Annotated in this window: 18 protein-coding genes and 1 pseudogene; 13 read left to right on the top strand and 6 right to left on the bottom strand. The window is 59.0% G+C overall.

Going from position 1 to position 18329, the window contains the following annotated elements; all coding sequences use genetic code 11:
• Positions 1-115 precede the first annotated feature (115 nt).
• Together FHX14_RS08795 and FHX14_RS08790 are read left to right on the top strand one after the other, a co-directional pair.
• A complete protein-coding gene (locus FHX14_RS08795; protein ID WP_184376886.1) occupies positions 116-1609 on the top strand; it encodes an FAD-dependent monooxygenase in 1494 nt (497 codons plus the stop codon).
• A gap of 357 nt (positions 1610-1966) precedes the next feature.
• On the top strand, positions 1967-2245 hold the full coding sequence (locus FHX14_RS08790; RefSeq protein ID WP_184376885.1) for a hypothetical protein: 279 nt from the start codon (positions 1967-1969) through the stop codon (positions 2243-2245).
• Between the two features lie 146 nt (positions 2246-2391).
• Here the strand turns inward: FHX14_RS08790 and FHX14_RS08785 are convergent, their stop codons facing one another.
• Positions 2392-2574, bottom strand: coding sequence for a hypothetical protein (locus tag FHX14_RS08785; protein ID WP_082366278.1), 183 nt, complete (start codon positions 2572-2574; stop codon positions 2392-2394).
• A 303-nt stretch (positions 2575-2877) separates the two neighbouring features.
• Between FHX14_RS08785 and FHX14_RS08780 the strand changes: the two genes are divergently transcribed.
• The gene (locus FHX14_RS08780) at positions 2878-3171 is read left to right on the top strand and encodes a DUF982 domain-containing protein (RefSeq protein ID WP_003586587.1); all 294 of its coding nucleotides are present in this window, start codon (positions 2878-2880) and stop codon (positions 3169-3171) included.
• A gap of 76 nt (positions 3172-3247) precedes the next feature.
• Here the strand turns inward: FHX14_RS08780 and FHX14_RS08775 are convergent, their stop codons facing one another.
• On the bottom strand, positions 3248-4075 hold the full coding sequence (locus tag FHX14_RS08775) for a nickel-binding protein (RefSeq protein ID WP_184376884.1): 828 nt from the start codon (positions 4073-4075) through the stop codon (positions 3248-3250).
• Positions 4076-4464: 389 nt separating this feature from the next.
• On the opposite strand from FHX14_RS08775, the gene FHX14_RS08770 reads away from it, so the two are divergent.
• The 3 genes from FHX14_RS08770 to FHX14_RS08760 all read left to right on the top strand — a co-directional run bounded on the left by FHX14_RS08770 (position 4465) and on the right by FHX14_RS08760 (position 5260).
• Positions 4465-4722 carry a DUF982 domain-containing protein gene (locus FHX14_RS08770; protein ID WP_003586584.1) on the top strand — a complete coding sequence of 86 codons (258 nt, stop codon included), beginning with the start codon at positions 4465-4467 and terminating at the stop codon, positions 4720-4722.
• A gap of 101 nt (positions 4723-4823) precedes the next feature.
• Positions 4824-4994 (top strand): hypothetical protein, encoded by a 171-nt coding sequence (locus FHX14_RS08765; protein WP_010069037.1) that lies wholly within the window; start codon positions 4824-4826, stop codon positions 4992-4994.
• Positions 4994-5260 carry a hypothetical protein gene (locus FHX14_RS08760; protein WP_184376883.1) on the top strand — a complete coding sequence of 89 codons (267 nt, stop codon included), beginning with the start codon at positions 4994-4996 and terminating at the stop codon, positions 5258-5260. Before FHX14_RS08765 ends, FHX14_RS08760 begins: the two co-directional genes overlap by 1 nt.
• 174 nt (positions 5261-5434) lie before the next feature.
• Here the strand turns inward: FHX14_RS08760 and FHX14_RS08755 are convergent, their stop codons facing one another.
• Positions 5435-6961 (bottom strand): FAD-dependent oxidoreductase, encoded by a 1527-nt coding sequence (locus FHX14_RS08755; protein ID WP_184376882.1) that lies wholly within the window; start codon positions 6959-6961, stop codon positions 5435-5437.
• Between the two features lie 44 nt (positions 6962-7005).
• Here FHX14_RS08755 and FHX14_RS08750 point away from each other — a divergent pair, with 44 nt between their 5' ends.
• Positions 7006-7479, top strand: a complete 474-nt coding sequence (locus tag FHX14_RS08750; RefSeq protein WP_012557599.1) for a MarR family winged helix-turn-helix transcriptional regulator — start codon at positions 7006-7008, stop codon at positions 7477-7479.
• Positions 7480-7580: 101 nt separating this feature from the next.
• Here the strand turns inward: FHX14_RS08750 and FHX14_RS08745 are convergent, their stop codons facing one another.
• Complete coding sequence (locus FHX14_RS08745; protein ID WP_184377022.1) at positions 7581-10691, bottom strand: response regulator; 3111 nt, start codon at positions 10689-10691, stop codon at positions 7581-7583.
• Between the two features lie 295 nt (positions 10692-10986).
• Positions 10987-11359 (bottom strand): annotated as a pseudogene (gene groEL, locus FHX14_RS08740) (chaperonin GroEL); the annotation flags it as partial.
• 398 nt (positions 11360-11757) lie between these two features.
• Here groEL and FHX14_RS08735 point away from each other — a divergent pair.
• From FHX14_RS08735 to FHX14_RS08725, 3 genes are all read left to right on the top strand, one after another.
• Positions 11758-12594, top strand: a complete 837-nt coding sequence (locus tag FHX14_RS08735; protein WP_184377021.1) for an alpha/beta hydrolase — start codon at positions 11758-11760, stop codon at positions 12592-12594.
• Positions 12595-12698: 104 nt separating this feature from the next.
• Positions 12699-13157: a Rid family hydrolase gene (locus FHX14_RS08730; protein WP_184376881.1), complete on the top strand. Its 459-nt coding sequence runs from the start codon at positions 12699-12701 to the stop codon at positions 13155-13157.
• 75 nt (positions 13158-13232) lie between these two features.
• Complete coding sequence (locus FHX14_RS08725; protein ID WP_003586577.1) at positions 13233-13952, top strand: gamma-glutamylcyclotransferase; 720 nt, start codon at positions 13233-13235, stop codon at positions 13950-13952.
• Positions 13953-14116: 164 nt separating this feature from the next.
• On the opposite strand, the gene FHX14_RS08720 is transcribed toward FHX14_RS08725, so the two are convergent.
• Positions 14117-15016 carry a LysR family transcriptional regulator gene (locus FHX14_RS08720; protein WP_012557604.1) on the bottom strand — a complete coding sequence of 300 codons (900 nt, stop codon included), beginning with the start codon at positions 15014-15016 and terminating at the stop codon, positions 14117-14119.
• A 116-nt stretch (positions 15017-15132) separates the two neighbouring features.
• On the opposite strand from FHX14_RS08720, the gene FHX14_RS08715 reads away from it, so the two are divergent.
• From FHX14_RS08715 to FHX14_RS08705, 3 genes are all read left to right on the top strand, one after another.
• On the top strand, positions 15133-16065 hold the full coding sequence (locus FHX14_RS08715) for a VOC family protein (protein WP_012557605.1): 933 nt from the start codon (positions 15133-15135) through the stop codon (positions 16063-16065).
• 90 nt (positions 16066-16155) lie between these two features.
• Positions 16156-17073, top strand: coding sequence for a LysR family transcriptional regulator (locus FHX14_RS08710; RefSeq protein WP_003586573.1), 918 nt, complete (start codon positions 16156-16158; stop codon positions 17071-17073).
• A 528-nt stretch (positions 17074-17601) separates the two neighbouring features.
• On the top strand, positions 17602-18291 hold the full coding sequence (locus tag FHX14_RS08705; RefSeq protein ID WP_003586571.1) for a hydrolase: 690 nt from the start codon (positions 17602-17604) through the stop codon (positions 18289-18291).
• Positions 18292-18329: the final 38 nt, after the last annotated feature.

The raw sequence follows: 18329 nt of genomic DNA, 5'->3' as shown, positions 1-18329 counted from the left end.
GGGAACAACCTGCGACAGGCCAAATCGACAGCAGGCACGCCCGATCAATTTGCCTTCCCGGAAGCACTCGAACCCCTATATCGCCCTCGGACAGTCGGACAGCAGGAGATTGCGTATGATGGAGCATGCAGTGGTGATAGCCGGAGGAGGGCCGACGGGCCTGATGCTGGCGGGCGAATTGGCCCTGGCAGGTGTCGATGTCGCGATCGTCGAACGCCGCCCGAACCAGGAAATCGTCGGTTCGCGCGCCGGCGGTCTCAGCGCACGCACCCTTGAGGTTCTCGATCAGCGCGGCGTGGTCGCCCGGTTCCTCGCGGAAGGGCAGATCGCGCAAGTCACTGGATTTGCGGTCACGCGGCTCGATATCAGCGATTTTCCGACCCGGCATAATTATGGTCTGGCGCTGCGGCAGAAGCATATCGAGCGCATTCTGGCGGAATGGATCGGCGAACTGCCGGTGACGATCTATCGTGGCTGCGAGCTGACCGGCTTCGCGCAGGACGACACCGGCGTCACCATCGAACTTTCCGATCGGGCAGCGCTCAGGGCAGGCTACCTTGTCGGCTGCGATGGCGGCCGCAGTCTGGTTCGCAAGATGGCCGGCATTGAATTTCCGGGATGGGAGGCGACGACCAGCAATATTCTCGCCGAGGCCGAGATGGAGGAGGAGCCGCCGCTCGGCGTCCATCGCACGGCGCTCGGCATGCATGCCTTCGGCCGGGAGGAATACGAAATCCGCGACGGCAAGGTCGTCTTTGCCAGCGAAGGCCCGGTCAATGTCATGGTGACGGAAAAGAATGCCGGCGACACCGCCGAGCCGACGCTCGGCGATCTTAAGGAAGCCCTCATCGCCGCCTGCGGAACGGATCATGGCATCCATAGCCTGAGGTGGATTTCCAGGTTCACCGACATGTCGCGGCAAGCGGCGGCTTACCGCAAGGGCCGGATTTTCCTGGCCGGCGATGCCGCCCATGTGCATTCTCCGGTGGGCGGGCAGGGCCTCAACACCGGTGTGCAGGATGCCGTCAATCTGGGCTGGAAGCTGGCACAGGTGGTGAAGGGAATATCGCCGGAAAGCCTGCTCGACACCTATCATGCCGAGCGCCATCCGTTGGCCGCCCGCGTGTTGCGCACGACGATGGCGCAGGTCGCGCTGCAGCGGACCGATGACCGCACCGAAGCCTTGCGAGACATCGTCCTGGAGCTCCTCGCCATGCAGGAGCCCCGCAAGAAGATCGCCGCCGAAATGTCCGGGCTGGCCATCCATTACGACCTCGGCGAGGGCCATCCGCTGCTTGGCCGCCGCATGCCGGACCTCGACCTCACCACGCCCGATGGCCGGCTCCGCGTCTACACGCTGCTCCAGAATGCGCGGCCGCTGCTTTTGAATCTCGGCGCGCCCGGCAGCCTCGACATCGCGCCATGGTCCGGCCGCGTCCAACTGGTCGACGCCAGCTATGACGGCGCATGGGAGCTGCCGGCGCTGGGTGCGGTCTCAGCCCCAACCGCAGTGCTGATCCGGCCCGATGGCTATGTGGCCTGGGTGGGCGAGGGGATGCCGGATGGCCTCCGCGAGGCGATGAACATCTGGTTCGGGCAGCCCGACTAAAAGCCGTGAAACTGGCTAAGCGGCCAGAGGCGTCGAACCGCAATCCGATATCGCCGCCTCCTGCACGGGCTTGCCACGGCGCTCCCATGTCCGGCGGCTGATGCCGAAAGCCTCCCAGGGGCGCGCCTGGCTGAAGGAATTGGCGAGACGGCTGAAACATCCCGGGCAAAACCATCCGAGTGATCGGCTATTACAGCACGCTTCCTGGATTGAGTCGCTTTATCCGCACCAAGACGTTCCATCGATTTCCCTCGCGACCGGCCCCGGGAAGGCCGAAACGCGTGACTGTAAAGGAAGTCGAGGGGGGTGATGTAGCCCATCCAACCGTCATCCGGTGGATTGTTGACGAAAACGGCAATGGAACGCGGCTCGAGCCTCGGTGGCCAAAGGCGGAGACAACGTCCGGCCAAGCTAAAGTCGACCGAAACAAGTCGCGCGGAAGATTATCGATCTATCGGCGCCAGCGGGTCTGATCTCCATTCTGATCCTGGAGAGAAGGCCCATCGCCACAATTTACATCAATCAGCGAAAGCCGAAGAAGCTCAAAATCGCGAGCACGATGACGACAGCGCCGACAAGCCAGATCAAATTGTTCATGGGGAACCGTTCTCCTGTTTTGAATTGAGCCAACCGTGACCCGTTGCGTTAACTGCGGGACGGGCTTGGAGTTCCCTCACTAGTCCTATTGCTTCAGCGCGCCTCCTCTTACGACGCAGGCATATCGCGGCTGCTCCCTGCGGCAATCGCAGCGATGCCCAGCACCAATGTCGCCGCTCGCGCCTTCAATAGCTGCACGAGCGCGCGTTGCCGGGTCTGAAACCACCCGCGCAAGCCGGGTTGATCGATGTGTCCCGTTGATATTGGAAATCTTCATGATCGGGCTTGCCCGGCGAAGTGCAGGAAGACGTGATCGCGGACACACCGAGCAGCGCGCCGACGGCTACGAACGTCAGAAATCGTTTCATCTGGGCTTTCCCTTGCGGAGTTGATCTTGGTCACAACCATGCCGTCACGAGCCTATACGAAACTTGCCGTCCGATTGATCACGCTTAGCTGAACACGTGTGCGATGGATCGACCAATCTTGATGGTCTGCTTTTGAACCTAGATCGCGGATCAATTGACTCAAGATAATCTGATCGGGCTATTCTGCCGTTATGGAAGTAGTTGCGGATGCTTTTGGGTAAATGCGGCCGATTTTGTCTTGAATAAATCAAGCTTTTTCAGTAATATAATCCTATAAAAAAGTAATATAAATGGGAGGATACTATGGCGGAAACTCGGTTCGATCCGGTTTTGCTTCATCGTCAGCATTTCATCGCGGAGATCACATGTCTCGATGAAATCTTCGATTTTCTGGATGAATGGCCGGAGGACAAACGAGGTCTGGCATATGACACGCTGTTGAAGGCGTGCAGGGACACCGCCAGCGGCCGTTTCCCGCTGAGCGCTGCGCGCGAGAATTTCCGGCGTTTTCTGAAGATGTCGGGTGTGCTCGCCAAGGTCGAGGCCGCCCCCAAATTCGAGCAACTGATGGGTGATCGAAATATCGGCAACGCCTGATAGGATAGAATGAGCACCGGCGCGCCGTCACATTATGTGCGGCGCGTTCTCGTTTCCCGGGGGTCTCCACGGGATCTCAGGCGGTCGCATCATTCGCCCAGTCGCATCGAAACACCATCACCGGCTTCGAAAAGCCCTTGAGCCGCCGGCGCGAGGCGTGACCGAAAAGATCGGCGGCGCCATATTCCCGAAAGATATTCTCTGAGACGAGGATCTGGTCGCTGGATGCGGCCGCACAGAGGCGTGCGGCGAGCTGTACGGTCGAGCCGAACAGGTCGTTGCTATCCTCGACCGGCTCGCCGCAATCCAGCCCGATGCGGATATGGATCGGCTCGGTGTTTCCGCCGTTGTAGAGCTGGAATTCCTTCTGGATCGCCATGGCGCATTCGACGGCGGCGGTGGTCGCGGAAAAGGCCGCCATGATGCCGTCGCCGGTGTGCTTCACTTCGCGGCCGGAATTTTGGCCGAGGCATCGGCGCACGATCGCGTCATGGGCTCTCACCATTTCGGTCCCGATGCGGTCGCCGAGCCGCGCCGTCATCTCGGTCGATCCGACGATATCGGTAAAGAGGATTGCCCGGTGGCCGGGATCTATCTCGGCGGAGGATTGGCCAGGCGCCGGATCGGGGTCGTGAATTCGGCCGAGAAACGCCTCGACCGCAGACAAAGCGACTTCAACGACCTCGCCGGCGACGAAGCCGTGCGCCTCGCGATGCACACATTGGGCGGTTTCCATGTCGGGCGCATCCACGAGACAGAAGGCAGTCCCGCGCCGTTGGTCGAACCAATAGGTCAGGAACTTGACGCCGTAGCGATCCTGAATGTCCAGATCCATGCGATGGGCCTGGGCAACGTCGGCCGCCGACGTTCCCTCGAGAAAGTGCCGATCCATGAAGATAGGCATTGTGCGTCCTCCCAGATCCGCTGCGTGCAAGCGATGGCATTCTACGATCCGGATGCTTCTGCGTCCACCTTTGGCACAATCAACGAATGAATATAAAGGCTGTTGCTTCCGGATAATTCGATGCGTTGCTGTAAATTCTATAGAATACTCGGGAACAGCCGGCTTTTAATGAGTAGGCTTGGCAGGAGAAGCCTGATATTTACCATAATCAGCCGTTTGATAACCAAGTTGCGGGGTTCTCGATGCCGATCTGAGCACTTGAAGCGTTGCGTGTTCTCAAAACGCCTGGCTGGAGGGGGCGAGGAGAATGTCTGCTCCCGCCCACCCCGCGGCACGCAAATTGCATCTTTAACTCGTAGGCTCACCGAAATTGGAAAAGCTGTAACAAAGTGAGACAGACGGCAAATTTTCGACCGGTCGGCTTGGCCTCAATGGGGCTTGGCCATTATGCCGTTATTAACTCTGTGTGGGACGCCGCGCGCACACTGCTGCACGAGTGGCCGGTCGATGACGGCGAAGACTATTTCGAAGCCGTGAAGTCCTGCCTGGATGCGATTATCGGCGATCTCCCGCCGGAAGAGGTGCGGGCATCCTTTATCAGGGCTGCGCAGGAAGCCGGCATCGCCGTCATCGAAGCTGCGGACTGAACGCTCGCCTGATCCAATCGTCCTGAACACTAGATCCGCCCGACTTGACATTTTCGGCCGAGAGTCTAAATTGGAACAAAACAGGAACATTGGAGATGGTCATGACGCATACGGAACAAGTGATCGCCAACGCCCTAGCCCTTGTCGAAGCGTCACGTGCGGCGCGCGAGCGCGATCAACTGCGACGCGCCGCCTGGCAGAGAAAGGTCGAACTCAGCCGGCCGCTGCCACCCTTGCCGCGTCCGGTTCAATTGCCTTTGGCGCTGAACTGATGCAGCCGGCGAAAATCCCGAAACCCGATCCTGCTTGGCCCGATCCCGTTTGGCCCGATCCGGCACGACCCGATCCTGCTTGGCCGGATCCCGCGTGGGAAGTCGAAGCCGTGCTGGCCTGGCATGACGACAATGCCAAGGCGGCGATCCGCTCGCTGCTCGACGACTGCAAACATCTCCGCCAGCAACTGGCGCTGGCGGAGCGGGCGATGAGCCGTGGAATGACCCGCGGCTGGACACCGCGATACAAGCGCGACGCCCTCTGAGAGGAGAGGGCTTCTCGCAGCCCACGCGTTTTCTCAGACGGGCCTCACAAAGTAAATTGAAAGCGCTGTCAGACCTGCGCCTAGCCACCGTCGACCCACAATGAAAGGCGGTCGAGGCGATCACAGCAGGATGGTTGTTTCGGAATGAGCGATTATGAGTGGGGAATGCACCGATCAGCGTGTCGCCGTATGAAGGCTCTCTTGCCCCCGGCCAAGGCCGACCTTGGCGAGATAGGCTTTCAGCGCCCAACTATCGCCGGACGCGACGATGGCGCCGATATAACCGTCTGGACGCACCAGCACGAAGTCGCCCGGCGTCAGGGTGTAGGCGTCAAGGAAGTGTCCGCCTTGGTCGATGAGATCGCCGCGCCGGCCGATGCTGTGGATGTGCAATCCGCGGCGGGGTGGCACGGCTGCCTGTTCGATCTCGTAGCCAAGTAACGTCCAGTGCGTGCCCTTGAACAGTTCGAACAAACGCCGCGGCTGGCCGGCCGCACCGGTGAGCAGTGCATCGGGCGCACGGTCGCCGGCCAGCAGGCCGCCGCGCCGCTCCGGCTTTTCCAGCGCGAGAGAAGACTCGGAATAGCCGATATCGAGCTGATGGACCTCGCGGCCGCGCCTGAGATCGCCGCGCTTCAGCGCATCGAGAAGACTGGTCGCAAGACCAAGCATCGCCGCTGCGATCGGGCGGCGCTCTTCCTCATAGCTGTCGAGTAGCGCATCCGGCGCGCCGGCAGCGACCGCCGCCAGTTTCCATCCGAGATTATAGGCGTCCTGCATGCTGGTATTGAGACCCTGGCCGCCGGTCGGCGGATGCGTATGGGCGGCATCGCCGGCCAGGAATACGCGGCCGAGCCGGTAGCGATCGGCAAGCCGGGCGTTCATGTTGAAGGCCGAGGCCCAGGAGACCGATCGGACGTGAATATCGTCGCGGCCGGTGCGCTCGCCCACCAGCGCGGTCAAGCCGGCCGCCGACAGGTCGATCTCGCCTTCGAGCGGGATCGGTCCCTGGATCTGGAACAACTCCGTTCCGGCGAGCGGGCAAAGCGCAATCTGCCGCTGCATATCGCCTTCGCCGAAACGATGCCAGGCGTCGCGATCCAGCCCCGTCAGCACAACATCGGCGACGATGGCGCGCACGCCGAGCGTCTTGCCGGGAAAGCCGATATCGAGCGCGTGGCGCACGAAGCTGCGCCCACCATCGGCGCCGACAAGCCAGCGCACGCGGATGGTCTCTTCGCCGGACTGGCCGTTGAGCCGCGCCGTTACCCCGGCATCGTCCGGTTCGAAGCCGATGAGTTCACATCCGAATTCCGGGCGGTGCCCGAACTCGAGCAGGCGCTCGCGCATCACGCCCTCGGTCAGGAACTGCGGCACCATCAGCGGCAGATGGTAGGGTTCGGCCGGCGTCGGCGGCTCATGCAGCACGACCTCGGATTCGCTGACGCTTCGATCGTCGCGATATTCCCGCTGCCGGGGATAGGCGCCGCCGAGCGCGACGATCCGGTCGAGGATGCCGAGATCTTCGAAGACCTCCTGGCTGCGCGGCTGGATGCCCTTGCCGCGGGAGCCGCGGAAGGGGTCGTTCATTTTCTCGATCAGGCGGAAGCTGACGCCGCGCCGCGCCAGCTCGATCGCCAGCGTCAGCCCGGCTGCACCGGCGCCTGATATCAGCACGTCGACTGTGGAATTCTGTGTCATTGTCATCTCCATATGTGTATTATGCACATAATAGGAGAATCGACATGCCGTCAAGAAAAAGCGTGCAAAATACACATATATCCGAAAAACTGCGTGAACTGCATGGGGCTTTGATCGAGATCGTCAGCGTCATGAACCGGCCGCAGCGCGACGAGCAGATGGTGCGCGAAGCCGGCATTTCGCTCGATCGTGCGCTGTTTCCGCTATTGGTCACGGTGGAACGCCTCGGTCCGATCGGCGTGGTCGAGCTCGCCGATCGGGCCGGGCGCGACTACACCACCGTCAGCCGTCAGGTTGCCAAGCTCGAAAGCCTCGGCCTGGTCGAGCGTCGCGGAGGTGCCGCCGATCGCCGCGTGCGCGAGGCGGTCATCAGCCCGAAAGGCAAGGCGATGACCGACCGCATCGACGTGGCGCGCGAAAGGATCGGCCGCGCCATCTTCGAGCGCTGGGACGAACACGACTTCAATGAGCTGGTGCGGCTGATGCGGAAGTTTGCAGAAGATATTGGAGAGGGATGATTTTAGGTGGCGATGACTGATTTTTCACAATGAGCTCACGGGGGACCGCTTTGTTGAGATCGGGCGTGAATTTCCGCCGAGTTGACGGAGTGTCCCTCGTTTCACTCCAGGGGCAGTTGGCTGAGCACCTTAGCCAGTGCCTCCGCGGTAAACGGTTTCGACAAATGCAAAGCGTCTTCAATGCCTGCTTGCGTACTGCCGTTGGTGGCGCCACTTGCAAAAACGATGTGGATATGAGGCCAACGCTTCCTGACATTTTGGGCCAGGTCTGAGCCCGACATGCCCGGGAGACCGATATCCGTAAGGAGGATATCTACCGGTTCATTCTCAAGTATGACCAACGCTTGTTCTCCCGAACCGGCCTCCCGCACCAAATGGCCCGTTTCTGTGAGCATGTCGACTGTCGCCATCAAGATCAGGGGTTCATCTTCGACAACCAGAATTTGAAGTGGCTGGCCTGATAGTCGAGTCGTTGCGCCCGAAGCTTGCAGAGATGCCATCCGGTCAGCAGAGAGTCTTTGTTGGCCCGCATTGCCAAGCACGTGGCGCACCTTGCGGGCCAGTGCCTCGCGCGTGTAAGGCTTGGATAACAATTCCACGCCAGCGTCCAGACGTCCGCCATGGACAATCGAATTTTCCGTATAACCAGACGTGAATAGCACGGCTATCTCAGGGTAGAGCGCCTTTGCCTTGCGGGCGAGCTCGGTGCTACGCATCGGTCCTGGCATGACGACGTCGGTAAACAGGAGATCTGCATGCACGCCGCTTTCCAGGATCGTAAACGCTGACTGAGCATCGCGGGCTTTCAGGACATGATAGCCCAGATCGGCCAGCAGAGCGACCGACGTTTCACGCACGCCATCATCATCTTCAACGACCAACACGGTTTCCGTGCCTCCCTTGGTCGGAGCCCCGGCCGGGTCGACTAGGTTATCCTCGACCTGCATTGTTCGCGGAAGATAGAGCTTGATGGTCGTGCCAAGGCCGACCTCGCTGTAAATCTTGAGGTGGCCACCAGATTGTTTCAGGAAGCCATAGACCATCGAAAGCCCGAGGCCGCTTCCTTTCCCCTCGCTCTTGGTGCTGAAGAACGGCTCAAGGACGTGTTCGAGAATTTCAGGCGCGATGCCGGAGCCGGTGTCTGTTACTGCGACCAGAACATATTGGCCGGGGCGAACATCCTCGTGCGTGCGGGAATAGTCATCGTCAAGGACGGCGTTCGCTGCTTCGATCGTGAGTCGCCCGCGACCGTCCATCGCGTCCCGTGCGTTGATCGCGAGATTGAGAATGGCGTTTTCGAGCTGCCCCGGGTCGATCAGCGTATTCCACAAGCCCCCGGATATAACCGTCTCCAGCTCGACCTCTTCACCAAGTGCCCGGCGCAGCATGTCGTCCATGTTTTGGATTAACTTGCGAACATTCACCGCTTTAGGTTCGAGTGGTTGTCGGCGGCTGAACGCCAATAGTTGCGAGGCAAGCTTTGAACCACGCGACACGCCGGCAAGCGCGTTCTGCACACGGTTTTCAGCCCTTTCGTTACCAGCAATGTCTCTTGATAGAAGCTGGAGATTGCCGCTCACCACTTGCAGTAGATTATTGAAGTCATGCGCAACGCCGCCGGTAAGTTTGCCCAGCGCCTCCATTTTCTGCGCCTGACGCAGGGCGAGCTGGGCAGCTTCACGCTCGGCCGACTCATTTTCCAGCTGGAGCAATGCGGCCCGCAGTTCTTCAGTGCGCTGGTCGACGCGTTGTTCAAGGGTATGGTTCAAAGTGTGGAGCTGCTCTTCGGCCCGTTTCTGGTGAGTGACATCGAAACCGTCGACAAAGATGCCAGAAACCTCGCCGTCCGCGTCAATGATTGGCTGATAGATGAGGTTGACGAACCGCTCTTCAGGTTCCTCACCTGCTGCCCGCTGGAGATAAACCGGCAAGTTTCGGCCAAGATATGCCTTCCCCGACTGAAAGACCCCGTCGAGTAATTCGAAAAAGCCCTGGCCAGCTATTTCCGGAAGTGCATCCCGAACAGCGAGCCCCAGGAGCTCTCTATGCCCGACAAGTTGAAGGTAGGCGTCGTTAACCAGCTCGAAGACGTGCTGCGGTCCACTTAGAATACACATGAAGCTCGGCGCTTGCTGAAAAAGCGCGCGCATACGGTCGCGCTCGGCGGTTCGTTGTTCAACTTCCGTCAGCAACTGCCGGTTCAATTGTTCGAGGGCGATGGCCGCGGCGTCACGCATATGCGCTGCCTCTGCAAGAGCGGCCGCGCGTCTGCGTTCTGTCTCATAGGCCTCAGCGCTCGCGAGGCGGGAAGCGATCTGGCCGCTGATCAACTTGAGGAAGTCGAGATAGTCTTCGCCAATATGTCGGTGCGGGTTGAGGCCGCTGATCAGCACGCCGATTGGCTTATCACCACCTTGGCCAATCAGCGGCACGAGTGCCGCCCGTGCTGGCGGGGTTTTCCAAGTGCCCATGGGCACGTCTTCGTAGGAAGTCAAATCAGCAAGCGCCGGGACTTGGCTATTGCGTATCGCCTCGAGATCCCATGGTCCATCTCCAGCGATTACAGTGGTTGGCGAAAGCCTATGTGTGTGCGAAATCCCCGTCGTCCAAATCCGCTTTGCGCTGCCGTCCTTTTCGAACAGGTAAAGTAGAGTGAAGGGCAGGTCCTGTTGGTTTTCTCCGAGGACGGCAGCAGATGCCTCATTGACTTGTGCGGTGCTGTCGGATGCAGCTAGGGCTGAACCAAGCTGCCGCAAGGTCCCCATCCGCCTCTCACTGATAACCCGTTCCGTTTCCTCGGTTACAGCGCAGAAGACGCCTTCAACATGACCCTTGTCACCGATCAGCGGGCTATACGAGAACGTGTGATAGGTTTCCTCGGGATAGCCATCGCGCACAAGCAAAAGCAGCAGCGCCCGATCCCATGTCGCTTGCCCGGTCTGATATACGGTAGCGAGACGATCCTTGATGTCATCCCAGATTTCTGCCCATAACAGCTTGGTCGGCACAGCCAGTGCGTGGGGATGCTTGTTTCCCAATGTCGGACGGTAAGCATCATTGTAGAAGAAATTGATTTCCGGCCCCCATCCGAGCCACATCTCGAAACGCGAGGTTAAAAGCAACCGAAGCGCCACCTTGAGGGATGCCGGCCAATCTTCGGGCGAGCCGAGGCTTGTTGCCGCCCAGTCGTGATTGCGCATCATCTGCGCCATCTCACCATCGCCTATGAAGATATCGTGATAGTGCTCTGGAGGTCGTGCGTTCATGACAATCCCATCGATGCTCAGCGGGCTTGACATAGGCGAGAGGCTTGATCTGTCCAGTGGTGTAGTCACGTGATCGACATATGCTGGAAGACCTTTGGTGCGCCAAGGACTCTTCCTGGCGCAATTATGAAGATACGCTCAACTAGATGACCACCAGAGATGGTGGAGGGCGCTGTAGACCGCTGAAGAGCGATACGCGCCTTTGCATGGGACGGTTGCACGTCGCGCGGAAAAATATCCGGGCCTCGATCGCCCGACGGACGATCTCGGCGCCGACCCGCTGGCCCTGGTTGGCGGTATTCAGATTGTCGAGCGCCTTGACCGCCCGCAGTAGCCACCCCGAGGCAGAATACCCTCCTCGACGGCAGCGCGGTCGCATGCAGCGCATCGTCGACGCGATCCTTCTTTTCCTTGACCTCAACTTCGGTGGAACCGCCGACGCGGACGACGGCGACGCCGCCGGCCAGCTTGGAAAGCCGCTCTTACAGCTTTTCACGATCGTAATCGGAGCTGGTTTCCTCGATCTGGGCCCAAATCTGCTCGACGCGGCTGTCAATCTCGGACTTCCGGCCAACGCCATCGATGATGGTGGTGTTTTCTTTCTCGGTCGAGACGAATTCGAGCTGCATTGAGACCGGGATCACAATTCAGTTTCCTTCTGACGGGCGACGGAGGCTCAATGGGGCCCGTCGTCATCCGTTTGTCGAGACGTTGCTCTCAATCCCGATGAACCTCCATGATTGTTGCGTTTTCGGAAGTAAATTCGAAAGTTTTATCGCAATTGCCGAATTCATGTGTCTTCGTCATTGTCCCTCCAACAGGTGAACGCAACGTCGCCTGACGTTTTCAATGACGAAATCGAACGATGCGAGGTAATCCAAACCCTTTCCGCCAGACGCGCCGAGGCGCATTGCTGTCCGCAGGCGTCGCCGCACGACCATCGCAATCTCTCTCTCCTAGCTGCTTCGCAGCCAATGCTGCTCCCGCCAACCCAACCGAAGGAACCAACACCATCGCATATGTAACCACAAAGGACGGCGTCGAAATCTTCTTCAAGGACTGGGGGCGCAAGGATGCGCAGCCAATCGTCTTCCACCATGGCTGGCCGCTATCCTCCGACGACTGGGACGCGCAGATGCTGTTCTTCCTGTCGAAAGGATATCGCGTCGTTGCCCACGACCGCCGTGGACATGGCCGTTCCGCTCAGGTCTCCGACGGTCACGACATGGATCACTACGCTGCCGACGCCTTCGCGGTTGCCGAACATCTCGACCTGAAGAATGCAGTCCACATCGGCCACTCCACCGGCGGCGGGGAAGTTGCCCGCTACGTGGCCAAGCATGGCCAGCCGAGCGGTCGTGTCGCAAAGGCGGTCCTGGTTTCCGCCGTGCCGCCGCTGATGGTGAAGACGGATGGAAATCCCGAAGGCCTGCCAATGGAGGTCTTTGACGGTTTTCGTTCGGCTCTTGCGGTAAACCGCGCCCAGTTCTTCCGCGACGTTCCGGCAGGGCCGTTTTATGGTTTCAACCGTGATGGCGCGACAGTCCAGGAGGGTGTGATCCAGAATTGGTGGCGTCAGGGCATGATGGGTGGTGCCAAGGCCCATTACGACGGCATCAAGGCGTTTTCCGAAACCGACCAAACCGAAGATCTGAAGGCGATCACCGTTCCAACCCTCGTTCTGCATGGCGAAGACGACCAGATCGTTCCCATTGCCGACTCGGCCCTGAAGTCTGCCAAGCTTCTGAAGAACGGCACGCTGAAGACCTATCCCGGCTTCTCCCACGGTATGCTGACCGTCAATGCCGATGTTCTGAACGCTGATCTGCTGGCCTTCGTCCAGGCTTGATCGGCACCGGCGACGGCTGCGGCCTCCCAAGCATCCGTCGCCTTAAGAGACCCACAAGGCTGAAAAGCGCGCAGCGCTCTGCCACATAACGCAAGGAAATCATCATGACCAACATAAGCTCCCACAAGAAGACCGCAAACCACAGCGTCGCCTGGGAGCAGGCTTTCGGATATGTCCAGGCCGTAAAGCTCAAGGACACGATCTACATCTCAGGGCAATTGAGCCACGATGGCGATGGCAAGCTCGTCGCTCCTGCTGAGCTCAATGCCGATGGCCGGCCTGCCGATTTCTCGCAGATGGAGCCGCAGATCCGGCAGACTTACGCCAATGCAAAAACGCTCCTCGCCGCATATGGAGCGACACTCGACGACGTCGTTGAAGAGACCCTTTTCGTACTCGATGTCCCAAGCGCATTCTCCGCTGGCTCGAAAGTTCGCAAGGAAATGTACGGCACGGACATGCCTCAGTGCGCCAGTAACCTCATCGGAGTCACCGCATTGGCGTTTCCGGAACAGGTCGTCGAGATAACTTTCCGCGCCGTGATCGACCACCCCGCTGACTGATCTGACAAAAGCCATAAGACGACCCGCCGGAGGCACCGATGCTCCGGCTCCAACCTTGTTGAAACAGGTTCCGCGATGCCAAGACGCACCACTGCCAAGACACGTGTGCCTGTCGCCATGCAGCTAACGGCCGACCTCGTCGCCAGAACCCTCAAGGTCGTCGAAGACGAGGGGCCGGAGCCGCACTGGACTCCGATCTCGTCTCAGCAACTCGATGAACTCGTCAGCCGGGTCGAGCAGGAAGCCGGGGACGAGGGGATCTGGGTGTTCGCTTATGGATCGTTGATGTGGAATCCGGGCTTCGAAGTTGCCGCCAGTGATGATGCCATTGCGTTCGGATGGCACCGCGCTTTCTCGCTCAGGATCAAACGGCTTCGGGCCACTTCCGATGCGCCAGGTCTGATGCTGGCGCTTCGGCCGGGAGGAAGCTGTTCCGGTCTCGTCCTCAAGCTTCCCTGCAAGACGAAGGGGCAGGATCTGCGTGCGCTTCTGGCACGCGAGATCCGCTATGCCGAGGTGTGCGACATGGTGCGGTGGGTCTCAGTCAAGACGCCGACGGGGACGCGTCGTGCGCTCACCTTCTGGGCAAGCGCGAGGCAATCACCTCTTACGGAGAAAATACCACTCGATGAAGCCGCAATGCTGATCGCCCAGGCATGCGGACCTGCCGGATCCTGCGCGCAATATTTGCATCGCACGGTTTCGGATCTGGCGGATCGGAATATCTACGATCGAAACCTATGGCGGCTCCAGGCAATGGTAGCCGCAAGATTGAGCGCTATCCCGGAAGCCTGACCAAGGCTCTAAAGCGCGTCGCGATCTTTCAGATTTGCTCCTTGCGCTTTAGCTCTATGTTTTCCGCATGTCGTTGCCGCAAAACCGCTACACACTTTTGCGCGACATGCTTTAATCCGCAACGAGCGGCCTCAAACAATCCGCGAAACGCACCGCCGCATGCGTCAATCCAGCATGACCATATGGGCCGCAACCTGCTCCTCGAAGAACTTCGAGAAGGAAGCGATACGCGGTGGCAGAGCCTGGTAAGGCGGATAAAATAGCGTCAGCCACAGATCCGGCGGCGCCCAGCCATGGAAGACATGGATCAGGCGGCCGCTTCGGATGTGATCGGCAATGTTGAAGCCTGGTAACAGGGCAACGCCTGCGCCGTCGGCGGCCATATCCGCCAGAACCTCGCCACTGTTGGCGCTGAATGCCCTACCTGCGGAAATCGTCATGCTGGATCCGCCGTCCGACAGGACCCAGTTCTCGCGACGGCTTTCACCGCTATAGGCGAGGCAGTCGTCGGGTGTCAGTTCGTTCGGGTGCTCCATGGTGGCAAATCGGCTGCCCGGTGCAGCGACCAGAATGCGCGGCACCACCCGGATTTTTCTCCAGATCGTGAACTTGTCCGAGGGCTGCGACGAGATACGGATCGCCAAGTCATAATCGCCATCGACGATGTCCACCAGACCGTCGGACAGGGAGATCTCGAAGCTCATCTTCGGATAGCGTTCCTTGAACCCTGACAGGATCGGCGGCAGTACCGTCTTGCCGAACCAGGTCGGTGCACTGATCCGCAGGCGCCCTTCTTCAGATTTGTGGGCATTCATCACCTCGCGACGCGCCTCTTCCAGCGTCTTGACCGCTGGCTGAATCTGGGCGGCGAAGATCGCGCCATCTGTCGTCAATGACACCTGCCTGGTCGTGCGCACGAAGAGCTGCACGCCGAGTTCGGCTTCAAGTGCTGCGATCGCGCGCGTGACCGCCGCAGGCGTCATGTCCAGTTCGCGGGCGACCTGGGCGAAATTCCGCTTCTCGGCGGCGAGGAGAAAGGTCCGCAGCGCTTTGTAATCGTTCATGTCATTGTTTCAATAATTGCAATTCAATCAAAAGAAATATTGCAATTCTTGTCGGCGTTCAAGGTGGCTAGATTGATTTCAACGCTTGAACCCACCGCTCATTGAAAGGCATCAACATGATCAAGGATATCAAAGGACTGCATCACGTAACCTCGATGGCTTCGGATGCCCGGCAGAACAACCGCTTCTTTACCGAGACGCTTGGCCTGCGCCGCGTGAAGCAGACGGTCAATTTCGACGATCCGAGCGTGTATCATTTGTATTATGGTGACGAGAACGGATCGGCCGGGACAGTCATGACGTATTTCCCGTTCCAGAACATGATGCTGAGTCGTCCCGGGGTGGGCGAGGTCGGCGAAACACAGTTCTCCGTGCCGAAGGGTGCGCTGAAATTCTGGCAGGATCGCTTCACCGCCCAGGGAGTTGAGAGTCTCCAAACGGATACCGTCTTCGGCGCCAACCGACTTCGCTTTATGGGGCCCGACGGCGACAGCCTGGCGCTGATCGAGTCTGCTGACGACAACCGCTCGCCATGGCTGGCTGACGGTATTCCGGGCGACACGGCCATTCGCGGCTTCGCCGGTGCGCGGTTCAGTCTCCATGAAACCGGTGCAACCGAGGAACTGCTCGGCTTCATGGGTTATCAGCGTGCCGACAGGGAGGGTGACGTGACCCGGTTCCTCATTCCGGGCGGCAACGGAGCAGATACGATCGATCTCGAAGCGATGCCGAAGACGGCGTTTGCCCGACAGGGTGCTGGTTCGGTTCACCATATCGCCTTTGCAGTCGACAACCGCGAGAAGCAGCTCGAGGTGCGCAAGGCTCTGATGGATACGGGCTACCAGGTCACCCCTGTCATCGACCGCGATTATTTCTGGGCGATCTACTTCCGGACCCCAGGCGGCATCCTGTTTGAGGTTGCCACGAACGAGCCTGGGTTCAACCGCGACGAGGACACCGCACACTTGGGAGAGTCACTCAAGCTGCCCAGCCGATATGAGGAGTTCCGCGATCAGATTCAGGCCAATCTAGAGCCATTGGCGGCGTGACGATACCGCTCAAAACTGGTGCTCTTTGCAACTGATCGACAACTGAACCCAAGGCCGTCGCACACGCAGATTTCTATGGAGAAAATGCCAATGGATCAATTGGGAGCAATCAGAGCCTTTGTTCGCGTCGTCGAGGCAGGATCTTTTGCAAAGGCTGCAGACACGATGGGTGCGCCGCGGTCGACCGTGAGTAAGCTTGTTCAGGATCTCGAGGCAAGCTTGAGCCTAAAACTGCTCGAACGCACGACACGTTCCGTCACCGTAACACCTCAGGGCATTGCGTATTACGAGCGAGCCCTTCGCCTGATCGCCGATCTGGATGAAATGAACAATGAGGCCACCCGTGGGCGCCTGGCGACGAGCGGAAAACTTCGGGTTGACATAGGAGGGACCTTCGCGAATGCGATTTTGATCCCTCGGTTGCCAGAGTTTTACGCACTCTATCCAGAGATCGAGTTACATCTTGGTGTAACAGAACGTCAGGCCGACATCGTCGAAGAGGGTATAGACTGCGTCATACGTGCCGGCGATCTATCAAGCGCATCTATTGTTGCGAGGAAGTTATGCAGCGTCGAGATAGTGACCTGCGCAACCCCGGGATACCTCGAAAAATACGGCGTTCCAGCTTCGCCATCGGACCTGCAGCGTGATCATATTTTCGTGCAATATTTTTTCGCACGTAGTCTTAAAGCAGCACCCGTTCGACTGATGAAAGGTGAGGAAAAAATAGAGATATACAGCCCGATCAAGCTTTCCACCAGTGATGCGACCGCGCATTTGCAAGGAATATTGGCAGGACTGGGTATAGGACAGACATTTGAATTCTTGGCACGCCCTCATATCGCTCGTGGCACTCTGGTCCCAATCATGAACGATTGGGCGCCACCCCGTTATCCTGTTCACATTTTAAGGCCAGCGGGCCGGTTTCCGAGCGTCAAGTATCAGGTCTTCGCGGATTGGGTTGCAGGCGTATTTTCTGCCTACGACCATGGCACCCGGACATCCTAGGGTGTTTATCCATATTCATGGATAGTTACTCCACAACGACGGGCTTCTCCGATTTCTCCTTTGAAGTTATCTGCCACGGCTAATGTCAGCCATCGCCCGAAAGAGCCGAGTCCTGGCCGGCCCACTACCGGGTGGGCTGCGACATCGGGCTTGGTTTCTGGTTTGGCAAAAGCGACTTCTAACTGGAATTGCGGTTGTTGAGAGTAAACAGAAGACAACGTCGTCGGGAGAGTGCGGAACTACCTTCGGGCCGAGTGTCCGAATGAAATTTCCCTTAGAACCTTTGGAACGAATGGCCTCTTGGCGCCGCCCACACGACGTCCATACCTGAGTTGAAGTTAAGGCAATTATTGCAAGAAATGAACTTCAATCGCAATTAATATTGCCATTTTTCACAGGCGCCCGTCACGGTACATTTCCTTCCAGCGGCCCAGGCAGTCCGTGGAAGCATCGGTTTCGACTCCTCAGGGTCAAGCTCATTTCATAACCAGCCGCATTCGCGGTCTAAACAACCAAAAGGAAAATATCATGTCTAAGCTCGAAGTCTTGACCCCGGCAAACAGCCAGCTCATCTTCATCGACCAGCAGCCGCAGATGGCTTTCGGCGTGCAGTCGATCGACCGTCAGACGCTGAAGAACAACGTCGTCGGTCTCGCCAAGGCTGCGAAGATCTTCAAAGTTCCGACCACGATCACAACGGTCGAGACGTTGTCATTCTCGGGCAACACCTTTCCGGAACTGCTTTCCGTCTATCCGGAGAACGACATCCTCGAGCGTACCTCGATGAATTCCTGGGACGACCAGAACGTTCGTGATGCGCTGGCAAAGAATGCCGCCAACGGCCGCAGGAAGATCGTGGTGTCTGGCCTTTGGACGGAAGTCTGCAATACGACCTTCGCGCTTTCCGCCCTCCACGACATTCCTGACTATGAAATCTACATGGTCGCGGACGCCTCCGGCGGCACTTCGGCCGACGCGCATAAGTACGCGATGGACCGGATGGTGCAGGCTGGCGTGATCCCGGTCACCTGGCAGCAGGTTCTGCTCGAATGGCAGCGCGACTGGGCTCGTAAGGAGACTTACGACGCGGTCACCACGCTCGTGAAGGAGCATTCCGGCGCCTACGGCATGGGGATCGACTATGCCTACACGATGGTTCACGGCGCCGACGAACGCGTCAAGCATGGCAACCGCATCGGCCCGAACCCCGCAAAGTAATAGCCGGATCCGGCCGCTCCGAGGACCCCGTCGGAGCG

It is taken from the genome of Rhizobium sp. BK619 (assembly GCF_014195245.1).
GTDB lineage: Bacteria > Pseudomonadota > Alphaproteobacteria > Rhizobiales > Rhizobiaceae > Rhizobium > Rhizobium acidisoli.
This window is presented reverse-complemented; position numbering and strand designations above follow the sequence as displayed.